17 protein-coding genes are annotated in these 13,016 nt (G+C 43.2%); all 17 read left to right on the top strand.

The genetic code is table 11. The features are described from left to right. Nucleotides 1-18 precede the first annotated feature (18 nt). The 17 genes from CJ483_RS06400 (at nucleotide 19) to recO (ending at nucleotide 12,779) form a co-directional block, all read left to right on the top strand. Nucleotides 19-771 (top strand): 16S rRNA (uracil(1498)-N(3))-methyltransferase, encoded by a 753-nt coding sequence (locus tag CJ483_RS06400; RefSeq protein WP_120033149.1) that lies wholly within the window; start codon nucleotides 19-21, stop codon nucleotides 769-771. A 5-nt stretch (nucleotides 772-776) separates the two neighbouring features. Beyond that, on the top strand, nucleotides 777-2,123 hold the full coding sequence (gene mtaB / locus CJ483_RS06395; RefSeq protein ID WP_120033146.1) for a tRNA (N(6)-L-threonylcarbamoyladenosine(37)-C(2))-methylthiotransferase MtaB: 1,347 nt from the start codon (nucleotides 777-779) through the stop codon (nucleotides 2,121-2,123). 176 nt (nucleotides 2,124-2,299) lie between these two features. After that, on the top strand, nucleotides 2,300-2,983 hold the full coding sequence (gene deoC, locus CJ483_RS06390; protein ID WP_120033143.1) for a deoxyribose-phosphate aldolase: 684 nt from the start codon (nucleotides 2,300-2,302) through the stop codon (nucleotides 2,981-2,983). 134 nt (nucleotides 2,984-3,117) lie between these two features. Beyond that, nucleotides 3,118-3,291, top strand: coding sequence for a 30S ribosomal protein S21 (gene rpsU / locus CJ483_RS06385; protein WP_041097322.1), 174 nt, complete (start codon nucleotides 3,118-3,120; stop codon nucleotides 3,289-3,291). 19 nt (nucleotides 3,292-3,310) lie between these two features. Continuing rightward, nucleotides 3,311-3,757, top strand: a complete 447-nt coding sequence (locus CJ483_RS06380) for a GatB/YqeY domain-containing protein (RefSeq protein WP_120033140.1) — start codon at nucleotides 3,311-3,313, stop codon at nucleotides 3,755-3,757. Between the two features lie 301 nt (nucleotides 3,758-4,058). Beyond that, nucleotides 4,059-5,372: an NfeD family protein gene (locus CJ483_RS06375; RefSeq protein ID WP_481747708.1), complete on the top strand. Its 1,314-nt coding sequence runs from the start codon at nucleotides 4,059-4,061 to the stop codon at nucleotides 5,370-5,372. 15 nt (nucleotides 5,373-5,387) lie between these two features. Further along, nucleotides 5,388-6,386 (top strand): flotillin-like protein FloA, encoded by a 999-nt coding sequence (gene floA, locus CJ483_RS06370; RefSeq protein WP_120033137.1) that lies wholly within the window; start codon nucleotides 5,388-5,390, stop codon nucleotides 6,384-6,386. A gap of 25 nt (nucleotides 6,387-6,411) precedes the next feature. Next, nucleotides 6,412-6,798 (top strand): hypothetical protein, encoded by a 387-nt coding sequence (locus tag CJ483_RS06365; protein WP_120033135.1) that lies wholly within the window; start codon nucleotides 6,412-6,414, stop codon nucleotides 6,796-6,798. A 59-nt stretch (nucleotides 6,799-6,857) separates the two neighbouring features. Beyond that, the gene (yqfC, locus tag CJ483_RS06360) at nucleotides 6,858-7,142 is read left to right on the top strand and encodes a sporulation protein YqfC (protein ID WP_120033131.1); all 285 of its coding nucleotides are present in this window, start codon (nucleotides 6,858-6,860) and stop codon (nucleotides 7,140-7,142) included. Between the two features lie 12 nt (nucleotides 7,143-7,154). Further along, nucleotides 7,155-8,396, top strand: coding sequence for a sporulation protein YqfD (gene yqfD / locus CJ483_RS06355; protein ID WP_120033128.1), 1,242 nt, complete (start codon nucleotides 7,155-7,157; stop codon nucleotides 8,394-8,396). Beyond that, nucleotides 8,347-9,309, top strand: coding sequence for a PhoH family protein (locus CJ483_RS06350; protein ID WP_120033125.1), 963 nt, complete (start codon nucleotides 8,347-8,349; stop codon nucleotides 9,307-9,309). Before yqfD ends, CJ483_RS06350 begins: the two co-directional genes overlap by 50 nt. A gap of 165 nt (nucleotides 9,310-9,474) precedes the next feature. Next, nucleotides 9,475-9,948: an rRNA maturation RNase YbeY gene (gene ybeY, locus CJ483_RS06345; protein WP_120033122.1), complete on the top strand. Its 474-nt coding sequence runs from the start codon at nucleotides 9,475-9,477 to the stop codon at nucleotides 9,946-9,948. Beyond that, nucleotides 9,926-10,315 carry a diacylglycerol kinase family protein gene (locus CJ483_RS06340; protein ID WP_120033119.1) on the top strand — a complete coding sequence of 130 codons (390 nt, stop codon included), beginning with the start codon at nucleotides 9,926-9,928 and terminating at the stop codon, nucleotides 10,313-10,315. Before ybeY ends, CJ483_RS06340 begins: the two co-directional genes overlap by 23 nt. Nucleotides 10,316-10,403: 88 nt before the next feature. Further along, a complete protein-coding gene (locus CJ483_RS06335) occupies nucleotides 10,404-10,802 on the top strand; it encodes a cytidine deaminase (protein ID WP_120033116.1) in 399 nt (132 codons plus the stop codon). Then, complete coding sequence (era, locus tag CJ483_RS06330; protein WP_120033113.1) at nucleotides 10,795-11,715, top strand: GTPase Era; 921 nt, start codon at nucleotides 10,795-10,797, stop codon at nucleotides 11,713-11,715. Before CJ483_RS06335 ends, era begins: the two co-directional genes overlap by 8 nt. A 110-nt stretch (nucleotides 11,716-11,825) precedes the next feature. Continuing rightward, complete coding sequence (locus CJ483_RS06325) at nucleotides 11,826-11,981, top strand: YqzL family protein (RefSeq protein ID WP_120033110.1); 156 nt, start codon at nucleotides 11,826-11,828, stop codon at nucleotides 11,979-11,981. Nucleotides 11,982-12,005: 24 nt separating this feature from the next. Further along, nucleotides 12,006-12,779 (top strand): DNA repair protein RecO, encoded by a 774-nt coding sequence (recO, locus tag CJ483_RS06320; RefSeq protein WP_120033107.1) that lies wholly within the window; start codon nucleotides 12,006-12,008, stop codon nucleotides 12,777-12,779. The last annotated feature ends 237 nt before the right edge of the window (nucleotides 12,780-13,016 follow it).

Below are 13,016 nucleotides of genomic sequence, written 5' to 3'. Positions count from 1 at the left end.
GCAGACGGGGTGACAACTGTGCAGCGATATTTTTTAAATGATAAGCCAGGAAATGATAAAAGAGTAACGATTGAGGGGGAAGACTTCTATCATTTAGCGCGCGTAATGCGTGCCAAGGAGGGAGACTGTGTATCTGTCGTTTTTCCGGATGGGGAGTCAGCGGTGGTGGAGCTTGAAGAACTTTCCACTGACCGTGCCCTTGCTTTTGTCGTAAAATGGCTGCATGATGAGAAAGAGCTGCCGGTTGCTATCACGATTGCGAGCGGCCTGCCGAAAGGGGATAAACTGGAACTCGTCATTCAAAAGGGAACCGAGCTTGGGGCAAGCAGGTTTGTCCCTTTTCATGCGGATCGCTCCATCGTTAAGTGGGATGAGAAAAAGGCAGCCAAAAAGACAGAACGCTGGGCAAAAATTGCCAAAGAAGCGGCTGAACAATCTCAGCGGAACCGCGTGCCGGAAGTAAATGTGCCGGTGGATTTTCAACAGTTAATTCGAATCGGACAAGAGTATTCGTTTAAATTATATGCATTTGAAGAAGAAAGCAAAAAAGGAGAGAAGACGGCGTTCCATCACCTGTTGAGCAACATGCAACAGGGGGATGAACTGCTAATTGTCTTTGGACCAGAAGGCGGAATATCAGAGCAAGAGGCAGAAGAGCTAAAGAGCAACGGATTTATCCCTTGTGGACTCGGCCCTCGTATTTTACGGACCGAAACAGCGCCTCTTTACGCCTTGTCTGCTATCTCCTACCATTTTGAACTAATGAGGTGATGACCATGCCTACAGTGGCATTCCAAACACTTGGATGTAAAGTAAATCATTATGAGACCGAAGCCATCTGGCAGCTGTTTAAGAGCCAGGGCTATGACCGTGTAGAATTTGAATCAACTTCTGATGTGTACGTCATTAATACGTGCACAGTAACTAATACAGGCGATAAAAAAAGCCGACAAGTCATCCGGCGTGCTGTCCGCAAAAATCCCGATGCAGTTATTTGTGTAACTGGCTGTTATGCCCAAACTTCTCCGGCGGAAATTATGGCTATTCCCGGAGTAGATATAGTCGTTGGGACGCAAGACCGCGTAAAGATGCTCGAGTACATTGAACAATATAAGAAAGAACGCCAGCCTATTAATGGTGTCGGCAATATTATGAAAAACCGAGTATATGAAGAACTCGATGTTCCGGCTTTCACAGATCGTACGCGCGCTTCTTTGAAAATCCAAGAAGGTTGCAACAATTTCTGTACATTTTGCATCATTCCATGGGCGCGTGGCTTAATGCGTTCCCGAGACCCGGAAGAGGTCATTCGCCAAGCTCAACAACTTGTGGATGCCGGCTACAAGGAAATCGTACTCACGGGTATTCATACTGGTGGTTATGGTTCGGATATGAAAGATTACAATTTAGCTATGCTGCTGACGGATTTAGAGGAGAAGGTAAAAGGCTTAAAGCGTATCCGCATTTCTTCGATTGAAGCGAGCCAGCTTACTGACGAAGTCATCGAAGTGATTGACCGCTCTAAAATTGTCGTTAGACATTTGCATGTACCGCTTCAATCCGGCTCAAATACAGTTTTAAAAAGAATGCGTCGTAAATACACGATGGAATTTTTCGCTGATCGCTTAAACCGTCTTAAAAAAGCTCTTCCTGGATTGGCTGTTACTTCAGATGTCATTGTCGGTTTTCCAGGTGAAACAGAAGAAGAGTTTATGGAAACATATAATTTTATTAAAGAGCACCAATTTTCCGAGCTTCATGTTTTCCCATACTCCAAGCGTACAGGTACGCCAGCAGCTCGCATGGATGATCAAATCGATGAAGAGGTCAAGAACGAACGTGTTCACCGTCTGATCGAGCTTTCTGACCAGCTCGCAAAAGAGTACGCTTCCCGTTTTGAAGGGGAAGTGCTGGAAGTCATCCCTGAAGAACCATTTAAAGAAGACGGAGCAGCAGAAGGATTGTACACAGGGTATACAGACAACTATTTAAAAGTTGTTTTTCCTGCAACAGAGGAAATGGTTGGTCAAATTGTGAAAGTGAAAATTACAAAAGCAGGTTATCCATTTAATGAAGGACAATTTGTTCGTGTGATGGATGAAGAGCTAGAGCCGACCGTTTAATATAAAATCAAAGCCTTTCATACAAATTATGTATGAAAGGCTTTTAATTTTCTTGAAAAAGGGTATGTTAAAAGGAAAATAAATAGAAAGCTATTAAAGAAACTCGCCATTTTGCTCATTCGATGGTACGATAGAAGAAGAGGTACGTACAACTTGTTGAAAAGGAGATTAGTCACTTGATAACAGATCAATTTGGGGATATAGCAAAAGCGATTGACCATACTTTACTAAAAGCAGAAACAACGAAAGAAGAAGTGAAGAAGCTTTGTGAAGAAGCAAGGGCTTATGAATTTGCGTCTGTGTGCATCAACCCTGTCTGGGTAGCGTATGCGGCCGAGCAGCTCAAAGATACGAAAGTTAAAGTATGTACAGTTATTGGGTTTCCACTAGGAGCTACAACAACAACCGTAAAAGCGTTTGAAACGAAAGAAGCCATCGAAAATGGAGCAACGGAAGTGGACATGGTTATCAACATCGGCGCGTTAAAAGCGGGAGATGACGAGACGGTTTTAAAAGACATCCAAGCGATTACTGCTGCTGCGCGGGGAAAGGCTTTAACTAAAGTCATCATTGAAACGAGTTTGTTAACAGACGAGGAAAAAGAACGGGCTTGCCGTCTGTCTGTTGAGGCGGGAGCTGACTATGTGAAAACATCTACCGGTTTTTCTACAGGCGGAGCAACAGAAGAAGATGTCCGTCTCATGAGAAAAACAGTCGGTCCAGACGTTGGTGTAAAAGCTTCTGGAGGGGTGCGTAGTCAAGAAGATGCTGTTAACATGATTAAGGCAGGAGCCACAAGAATTGGGGCCAGTTCAGGTGTAAAAATTATTCAAGGATTAAAGGGAAATTCAGACTATTAAATTCCGAATAAACATATCGGTGGTTGAAAAGGAATTTCTTGACCGACATACTGGCTTGTATTATAATTATTTGGTACATGGAATTTCCGTTACGGAACATGTAATCGTAAGTGTTCGGAGGGAGGGAAAGAGATATGTCAAAAACAGTTGTTCGTAAAAACGAATCGCTTGAAGACGCTCTACGTCGGTTCAAACGTGCTGTTTCCAAAACTGGAACTTTACAAGAAGCAAGAAAACGTGAATTTTATGAAAAACCAAGCGTAAAGCGTAAAAAGAAATCAGAAGCGGCTAGAAAACGTAAGTTCTAATGAGAGAGAGGGTATTACTTTGAGTCTTCTCGAGCGTTTAAACGATGACATCAAGCAAGCGATGAAAAACAAAGAAAAAGAAAAATTAACTGTGATCCGCATGTTAAAAGCTTCCTTGCAGAATGAAGCCATTAAAGCAGGCAATGAAGGATTAACAGAAGATCAAGAGTTGGCAGTTCTTTCTCGTGAAGTGAAACAGCGCAAAGACTCCCTCCATGAATTTGAAAAGGCGGGGCGTGCTGACCTCGTTTCAAAAATTCAAACTGAACTGACTTACGTGAACTCATATATGCCAAAACAGCTTTCAGATGAAGAGCTAGAAGCAATTGTTCAGGAAACAATCGCTGAAGTAAATGCTTCCTCTAAAGCAGATATCGGCAAAGTAATGGGCGCTTTAATGCCGAAGATAAAAGGCCGGGCTGATGGCGGTCTCGTCAACAAGCTCGTTCAGCAAAAACTTTCATAAAAAAAGATGACAGGATTCTTCCTGTCATCTTTTTTTGTCGTTATTTATAGCAGATAGTAATCTACTTAAAACAGATGGTGAGTTTGTCTCTTGCCTCCTCACACGCCTTCTGCTTTTTCCCTTGCTCAGCTACAGCGTCTAGCTCGCACAGCGGTTTCGGTCTTTCGAGGCCGCCTCCTTGTCGATCCCTCCAACCTCCTATCGGGCTAATCGGGCTGCTTCCGCTTTTCTTGTTATATTTTTGAAACTTTTCCTTTACACTATACGTATAGAAGAAAAAGGAATCCTTGAGGGGGTGAGTTTGATAAGAAAGTGGTCTGCTTTATTGTTTGGCTTGTTGCTCTTTTTTACAGGACTGAGCTTTCCGGTTTTTTCGCAGACTAAGGAGAAGCCTGTATATGTGGTACCTGTTCATCATGAAGTAGAAAAAGGGCTGTATGCCTTTATGAAGCGTTCGTTTCAAGAGGCGGAGGAAAATGGAGCTCAATTAATTGTTCTTGATATTCACACACCGGGCGGGGCGGTGGATGCAGCCGGGGAAATTGGCAAGCTTTTAGATGAGACAGATACGCGAACCGTCGCTTTTATTAACGACCGAGCATTATCGGCAGGAGCTTTTATCTCTCTGCATACGGACGCGATTTACATGGTGCCTAATGCTCAAATAGGGGCAGCTGCTGTCATTGATGAGCAGGGCAATATGGCTGATAAGAAAGCACAAAGCTACTGGCGCTCTGCTATGAAAAGTGCTGCACAAACGAACGGTCTTGATCCTAAATATGCAATTGCTATGGCAGATCCGGATATAGATTTGCCGCAATATGGTGCCGAAAAAGGCAAACTATTAACCTTTTCATCAAAGGAAGCACTGGAAACTGGCTACTCCAAAGCGACTGTCAGTCAATTGAAGGAAGTTTTGCAGCATGAAAAGGCAGCGGAAGCTCCGGTAGTGGAAGTAAAAGAAAGCTGGGCGGAAAAGGTAGCCCGCTTTGTGACGAATCCCATCATCGTTCCTATTTTACTAACACTAGCCAGCTTAGGTCTGGTTCTTGAGTTATATTCACCTGGCTTTGGCTTGCCGGGTTCCATCGGTCTTGCTTCTTTGTTGTTATTCTTCTATGGCCACCTGGTTGCTGGCCTTGCAGGATACGAGTCTCTGCTTTTATTTATTATTGGAGCGCTTCTCGTTATAGCTGAGCTTTTTCTTCCGGGCGGGATTGCTGGCATATTGGGGATATCTGCAGTAGCTGCAAGTATTTTACTTGCTGGGGATAATGTAAAATGGATGGGACTGTCTCTGGTGATTGCTATGGTCATCTCTATAACGGTTATGATTTTAATGGTAAAGGTGTTTGGTAAAAAGATGAAATTTTTCAAAAAAATCATTTTAACGGATTCTACGAGCACGGAAAGCGGCTATGTATCAAATGTGAACCGGTCAGAGCTTCTTGGCAAAACCGGTGTTACAAAAACGCCTTTTCGGCCAGCAGGTACAGTCATTATCAATAATGAGAGAATAGATGCTATTAGCGAGGGCGGCTTCATTGAAGCAGAAAAAGAAGTAACCGTAGTAAAAGTGGAAGGAGCACGAATTGTCGTGCGGGAAACTGAATAATAAGGGGGCAGAATAATGGATCTTAGCTTTGCATTTATTATTGCAGCAGTTATCATTGGCATTATCATTTTATCGGTGTTTTTTACATTTGTTCCTGTTATGCTGTGGATTTCAGCCTTAGCAGCGGGAGTAAGAGTTAGTATTTTTACACTCGTAGGGATGAGGCTTCGCCGGGTTATCCCAAGTCGTGTGGTCAATCCAATGATTAAAGCGTCAAAAGCAGGACTCAATGTTACAACGAATCAATTGGAAAGTCATTACTTAGCTGGAGGAAATGTTGACCGAGTAGTAAATGCCTTAATCGCTGCACAGCGGGCCAACATTGAATTGTCTTTTGAAAGATGTGCGGCAATCGATCTCGCGGGCCGTGATGTACTTGAAGCTGTACAGATGAGTGTTAACCCAAAGGTAATTGAAACACCGTTTATCGCCGGTGTGGCAATGGATGGGATTGAAGTAAAGGCGAAAGCACGTATTACGGTTCGGGCTAATATTGAGCGGCTCGTTGGGGGAGCTGGAGAGGAGACAGTCGTGGCCCGTGTCGGAGAGGGGATTGTATCGACGATCGGATCCAGTGACAACCATAAAAAAGTTCTTGAGAACCCGGATATGATTTCTCAAACAGTTTTAAGCAAAGGGTTGGATGCGGGAACGGCGTTTGAGATTTTGTCCATTGATATTGCCGATGTAGATATCGGTAAAAATATCGGAGCTGAGCTGCAGAGAGAGCAAGCGGAAGCAGATAAGAATATTGCTCAAGCAAAGGCAGAAGAACGCCGTGCGATGGCTGTGGCGAACGAGCAGGAAATGAAAGCCCGGGTACAGGAAATGAGAGCTAAGGTAGTAGAAGCCGAGGCGGATGTGCCACTAGCTATGGCCGAAGCCCTACGAACAGGCAATATTGGTGTGATGGATTATATGAACTACAAAAACATTGATGCAGATACAGGCATGAGAGGATCAATCGGCAAAATGGCCGGCGGTAACAAAGATGGAAAAGATCAAGGTCAGTAAAGCCTGTTTTTAAAGGAGGTCCGTAATGGAATCCATTATTATAGCTATCATTATCGGAGTCATCTCGGTTGTGACTAACCGGTTAAAGGGTGAAAAAAAAGAGGAGAAAAAAACGGCAACACAACCGAAACATACAGATTCTCCTTCTGCCACCGATATTTTTACACAGGTAAAAAAGGCGAGTCAGCCTCGTGAAACAAATCGTCCGGAAATAAAAGAAAAGTATGAAGAAATAAGAAAAAAAACCGCCCGCAGCGAAAGAACGGACGGCCGTCTCCGCCGCTTTCAGGAGGAAAATAAAAGAGAAACAGTCTCCGCTGAACCTCACTTTGAAGCGGAAGCCGATGATTTAGTAAAAGGAATCATTTTAGCAGAGATCTTAGCTCCGCCTAAAGCGTTGAGGCGGAAATAAACTGACATGTTCCCCCTTCTCCTTTCATACATTTGAAAGGAGAGGGGGGTTCTTTTTTTATGACAAAAAAGTGGGGAGAGCAAATGAAGAGCTGGCTGACAAAATCGCTGAATCTACCCGAAGATGTCATGATGGACCTTCCCCGGATCACGATGATCGGTCAGCTTCATATCTATATTGAAAATCATAGAGGACTGCTTGCTTTCTCTGATAAAGAAGTAAGATTAATGCTGACGAAGGGGCAACTGTTAATTAAAGGACAGTCATTTACGATTAAAACTATTTTGCCGGAAGAAATATTAATTGAAGGAAAAATCGAAAAGCTCGTTTATTTGGATGGGTAAGGGGGAAAAAGCTTGAACAATCAGTGGCTTGCTTTTTTTCAAGGAATCATTTTTGTAAAGGTGCAAGGGCAAGGAGCAGAACGTTTTATTAATCGCTTAATTCGTTCCCGCGTTCCCATTTGGAATGTAAGCAGACAAAGTGAACAGGCTGTTTCATTTTCCTGTTCACTTCAGCATATTCACAAGGTGAGAAGGGCCGCACGTACATTCGAAGGGGACATATACTTTTATAGGGGAGAGGGCTTCCCTTTTTTGCTGAAAAGGCTGTGGAAAAGTTCAGGGTTTTTAATTGGAGCGATTGCCTTTCTTGTTGTTATTTTATTATTATCGAACGTTGTCTGGCGGATAGATATTCGTGGAGCCAGCCCGAAAATGGAACACCAAATCCGTAAAGAGCTGGCTGACATTGGTATTGAGAAAGGCCGGTTTATCTTTAGCATGGATGATCCAGAAACGGTCCAGCACAAACTATTGAACCGTATCGAAGGAGTAACATGGATCGGTGTAGAAGTGAAAGGCAGCACGTTTCATTTCCGGGTCGTAGAAAAAAATGCCCCCAAGGAAAAGAAGCGGAATGGCCCTCAGCATCTCGTCGCGGCAAAAGAAGCGGTTATAGTAAAGCTGTTTGTGAAAAAGGGACAGGCTGCTGTAAAAAGAGATCAGTTTGTTCATAAAGGCCAACTGCTTGTTTCTGGACTAATCGGCACAGAAGAGAAATTAAAAGAGGTAGCTGCTGATGGGGAGGTGTTTGGGGAAACCTGGTACAAAACTACAGTAGAAATGCCTATAGAAACTGAGTTTCAAGTGCTGACCGGACAGCAGGTGAAAAAGCATATGCTTCAAGTAGACACCTTTAGATTCCCTATATGGGGATTTAAAAATCATTCTTTTGCTAATCATAAGGAGGACGAGCAAGTGCACTCTGTTTCCTTCCTCGGAATGAAATTACCGGTCAGCTATGTAGAAAAAACATACTATGAAAGCAGACGAACGAGCCGTTCTTATACAGAAAAGGAAGCGCAGATTCGTGCTCGGGAAATTGCACGAAGGGATCTAGAGGCAAAACTTCCTGAGAAAGCAGAGATTCATGGTGAAAAAATTTTGCAGAGACAGTTTACGAATGGTAAAGTTAAATTATCTATACACTTCCAAGTACTAGAAAATATAGCCGTAGCCAAACCAATCACTCAAGGAGACCAAAAGAATGCCAGAAGAAAAAAACATAATGAATATCCAACTCGAGAACCCGAATGAGGCAGCAGCATTATTCGGTGTATCGGATAAAAATCTGACTATTTTAGAGGAAGAATTTGATGTATCTCTTATAACAAGAGGGGAGACGCTTCACATAGCTGGTGCAGAAGCAAACACCGCATTAGTCAGAGAAATTATCTACCGCTTGCTCCTTATTATTCGCAAAGGCATCAATATTGGAGAGCGGGATATTATGAACGCTGTGCAAATGGGGAAAAATGGGACGATTGAATACCTAGATGAGTTATATGACCAGGAAATCACTAAGAATGCGAAAGGAAAACCTATTCGAATCAAAACGCTTGGCCAGCAGGAGTATGTAACAGCTATCCGTAGGCAGGATCTTGTATTCGGCATTGGCCCGGCAGGTACGGGAAAAACTTATTTGGCGGTAGTTATGGCAGTCCATGCATTAAAAACCGGGCAGGTTAAACGAATTGTACTCACAAGGCCAGCCGTAGAAGCAGGAGAAAGCCTCGGGTTTTTGCCTGGGGACTTAAAGGAAAAAGTAGACCCATATCTACGACCGCTTTATGATGCTCTCCATGACGTATTGGGTACAGAGCAAACGCAGCGGCTCATTGAGCGGGGAACAATTGAAGTAGCGCCACTTGCCTATATGCGTGGCCGAACGCTTGACGATGCATTCGTTATTTTAGATGAAGCCCAAAATACAACGAAAGCCCAAATGAAAATGTTTTTAACGCGGCTTGGCTTTGGGTCAAAAATGGTCATTACCGGCGATCGAACACAAATTGACTTGCCGAAAGGAGCACAATCAGGACTCGTTTCAGCAGAGCAGATTTTGAATCGAGTGCCCTCTATTTCTTTCGTTCACCTGGAACAAAGCGATGTCGTTCGTCATCCGCTCGTTGCCCGTATTATCCAAGCTTATGAAGAACTTGAGAATTGACAGGCAGTCTGAGGGCTGGCTGTTTTTCTTTTCCTAGAGCCGCACATGATTTTTTCGGAGAAACCTGTTATGATTTTACGTACAAGAGAGTGATACTCACCAAAAATACAATGATCACTCTGTCCATTGGCAGATGGAATGTTAAGGAAAGAATGGAGGAAAGAGATGAGTCTGATTATAGATATGGTAGATGAAACGGAAGAGTTAAAGGCAGAGGCTTTCCAACTCGTCGAGGCATTGTTAGAATTAACAGCCGAGAAGGAAGCGGTAGCAGAAGACAGTGAGGTCTCAATAACTTTTACGAATAATCCGAGAATCCAGGAGATTAATCGTGAATACCGTGGGAAAGATACACCAACAGATGTTATTTCTTTTGCATTAGAAGAGATGGGGGAAGAGGAAATAGAAATCAGTGGAGCGGAAGGCTTGCCGCGGGTATTAGGAGATATTGTTATTTCTGTCGAGCGGGCAAAAGAACAAGCGGTTGAATATGGGCACAGTTTTGAAAGAGAGCTGGGCTTTTTGGCAGTCCACGGGCTTCTCCATCTGCTTGGCTATGACCATATGACTGAGGAAGAAGAAAAGGTTATGTTTCAAAAGCAGAAGGAAATTTTAAATGAATACGGATTACAGCGGTAGAAAAAACTTTCAGTGGAAACGGTTCCTATCTTCTTTTCGGTTTGCGTTGAACGGCTTGCGCATTGCACTAAAAGAACCTAATTTCCGGTTCCATTTAACCGCTGCAGCAGCCGTCGTAGCCGCAGGTTTTTTTTTCGCATTGTCGCCGATAGAGTGGTTATTCATTCTAGTTATGATCTTTGGGGTTCTGACGCTTGAGGTAATCAATACAGCGATAGAGAAAACAGTTGATTTAGTAACGAAAGACTATCAGCTGCTGGCAAAACAAGCGAAAGATTTAGCTGCAGGAGCTGTTTTGCTGTTTTCCCTCCTCGCGGTGTTAGTAGGGATGATCATTTTTCTGCCAAAGGCATTGGAGTTGCTTTAGACAATTTGAACTTTTCTGAAAATTTTTTGCTAAATGGATTACAATTAAGCTATTTTATATTAAAATAGAAAGTGAAGGAGCATAAAAATTGAAACGAGAACAGTTAATTAAGGAAGCGGCAGTCGCAAGAGAGAATGCCTATGTTCCTTATTCAAAATTCAAAGTAGGAGCGGCACTTTTGACGAAGGATGGCAAAGTCTTTCGCGGATGCAATATCGAAAACGCTGCCTACAGCATGTGTAATTGCGCAGAAAGAACAGCTTTGTTTAAAGCGTGGTCAGAAGGGGAAAAAGAATTTACAGCGCTTGCGGTTATCGCTGATACGGAGCGTCCGGTGTCTCCGTGTGGTGCTTGCCGTCAGGTGATCTCCGAGCTTTGCAGTCCTGATATGAAAGTAATCTTGACAAACTTGCAGGGTGCTGTGCAGGAAACAACAGTTAGAGAATTATTGCCAGGAGCATTTTCACCGGAGGATCTACATGAATAAAAACGAAACGAACTCAACATATAAATCAGGCTTTATTTCAATCATTGGCCGTCCAAATGTAGGGAAGTCTACTTTCTTAAACAGGGTGATTGGCCAAAAAATCGCTATCATGAGTGATAAGCCGCAGACGACGAGGAACAAAGTCCAAGGTGTTTACACAAAAGAGGATGCCCAAATGATTTTTATCGATACTCCAGGCATTCATAAACCAAAGCACAAGCTTGGAGATTTCATGATGAAAGTGGCTGTTAATACGTTGAAGGAAGTTGACCTTGTGCTTTTTATGGTCAATGCCGAGGAAGGTTACGGCCGTGGTGATGAATTTATTATTGAAAAGTTAAAAGGGATTCACACACCAGTTTTTCTTGTTGTTAATAAAATTGACCGAGTGCATCCGGACCGGCTGCTGGAGTTGATTGATCAGTACAAAAGCTTGCATGCGTTTGCGGAGATCATTCCAATCTCTGCTCTCGAAGGAAATAACGTAGAGCGTCTTCTTGGTCAGATTGAGGAAAATCTTCCTGCTGGGCCGCAGTACTATCCAGCTGATCAGGTAACCGACCATCCAGAACGCTTTATTGTATCAGAGTTGATTCGGGAAAAAGTGCTGCATTTGACGAGAGAAGAAGTGCCGCATTCTATTGCGGTTGTGATTGACAAAATGGAGCGCCGCGGGGATAAAGAAATTATTAATGTCATGGCTACCATTATTGTAGAGCGAGATTCGCAAAAAGGAATCGTTATTGGCAAGCGAGGAGCTTTACTAAAGGAAATTGGCCAGCGAGCACGACAGGATATTGAACACTTACTCGGATCCCAAGTATTTTTGGAGCTGTGGGTGAAAGTACAGAAAGATTGGCGCAACAAAGCGTCTAATCTTCGCGATTTTGGATTCCGTGAGGATGAATATTAATCAGTGGATAATTAGAAATTTTTGCTCCTCATAATCAAAAGGTAATCGGTGAAGCTATTAAGGAAGCCAAGGGTAAATGCCAGTTTCAATTAAGAAAGGCGGGAAAAAGCATGTTGGATTTTACGTGGAAAGTCTTTTCTGAGACAGGAAGTGTTGAAATGTACCTTCTATATAAGGAGATTGAAAAAGGCGGCAAGTATCCCCCGTTTGAACAGGAGCAGCAATTGGCTAGTCCCGACTTCCCGGTTGCCGGAATGACGAATTGAGGAGGACGAAAGGACGGCCTTCTCATGCTTCAAAAGATTGAAGGGATCGTAATTCGAACATCCGATTATGGAGAAACCAATAAAGTAGTAACGATTTTTACACGGGAGAAAGGAAAAATTGCTTTCATGGCGCGAGGAGCTAAAAAGCCCAACAGCCGTCTTTCTGCCGTTACTCAGCCATTTACACACGGCAGTTTTTTAGTTCAGTCAGGTAGCGGACTTGGCACGCTGCAGCAAGGTGAGATGCTTTCATCCATGAGGCATATCCGTGAGGACTTGATCATGTCTGCGCATGCTGCTTACATGGCTGAACTGCTTGATAAAAGCACGGAAGAAAAGAAGCCGAATCCATATCTATATGAACTCTTTGAGCAGTGCCTTCACTATTTGAATGAGGGGTATGACGCGGAGATTTTAACGGCTATTTTCGAAATGAAAATGTTGCAAGTCATCGGCCTGCGTCCCGAGCTATCCAGCTGTGTTAATTGTGGGAGCCGGGACGGCCGATTTGCTTTTTCTATCCGAGAAAACGGTTTTCTATGCCATCGCTGCTTTAAAATCGATCCTTATTTATTGCCGTTATCACAGGCCGCTATTAAGCTTTTACGGTTATTTTATTTTTTCGATTTGAACAGGCTGGGTAATATTAATGTCAAGGAAGAGACGAAGAAAGAATTGCGAACGGCCATTTCTCTTTACTATGATGAATATTCTGGTATTTATTTAAAATCACGCAGGTTTCTTGATCAAATGGAGAGAATGCAGTCTTTTCTACATAAAGAGCAAGAAGAGGATTGACAAATTGTCTGTTTTCGATTAAGTTTTTTATATTCAATTGAAATCAATAATTAGCTGCAGTGAAGGAATAGAGTACATGGTTTCCTCTTTTACAAGCGAACCCGGGATGGTGAAAGCCGGGGAAAGAGCATCATGGAAAGGCGGTCTGGAGCAGCGCTTTGGAAAAGAGGCCGTAAGTTACGGCAAATAGGGTGGAACCGCGGGTAACTCTCGTCCCTATGTACAATTATGTGCATA

The organism is Bacillus sp. PK3_68, assembly GCF_003600835.1.
GTDB lineage: Bacteria > Bacillota > Bacilli > Bacillales > Domibacillaceae > Pseudobacillus.
The sequence above is the reverse complement of the archived record's forward strand: the minus strand, read 5'-3'. Positions and strand labels throughout refer to the sequence as shown.

Bases quoted from the DNA above. Each gene is read 5' to 3' on its own strand.
- mtaB (WP_120033146.1), top strand. From the start codon at position 777: ATGCCTACAGTGGCATTCCAAACACTTGGATGTAAAGTAAATCATTAT.
- rpsU (WP_041097322.1), top strand. From the start codon at position 3,118: ATGTCAAAAACAGTTGTTCGTAAAAACGAATCGCTTGAAGACGCTCTA.
- floA (WP_120033137.1), top strand. From the start codon at position 5,388: ATGGATCTTAGCTTTGCATTTATTATTGCAGCAGTTATCATTGGCATT.
- CJ483_RS06365 (WP_120033135.1), top strand. From the start codon at position 6,412: ATGGAATCCATTATTATAGCTATCATTATCGGAGTCATCTCGGTTGTG.
- yqfC (WP_120033131.1), top strand. From the start codon at position 6,858: ATGACAAAAAAGTGGGGAGAGCAAATGAAGAGCTGGCTGACAAAATCG.
- CJ483_RS06350 (WP_120033125.1), top strand. From the start codon at position 8,347: ATGCCAGAAGAAAAAAACATAATGAATATCCAACTCGAGAACCCGAAT.
- ybeY (WP_120033122.1), top strand. From the start codon at position 9,475: ATGAGTCTGATTATAGATATGGTAGATGAAACGGAAGAGTTAAAGGCA.
- CJ483_RS06340 (WP_120033119.1), top strand. From the start codon at position 9,926: ATGAATACGGATTACAGCGGTAGAAAAAACTTTCAGTGGAAACGGTTC.
- era (WP_120033113.1), top strand. From the start codon at position 10,795: ATGAATAAAAACGAAACGAACTCAACATATAAATCAGGCTTTATTTCA.
- CJ483_RS06325 (WP_120033110.1), top strand. From the start codon at position 11,826: ATGTTGGATTTTACGTGGAAAGTCTTTTCTGAGACAGGAAGTGTTGAA.
- recO (WP_120033107.1), top strand. From the start codon at position 12,006: ATGCTTCAAAAGATTGAAGGGATCGTAATTCGAACATCCGATTATGGA.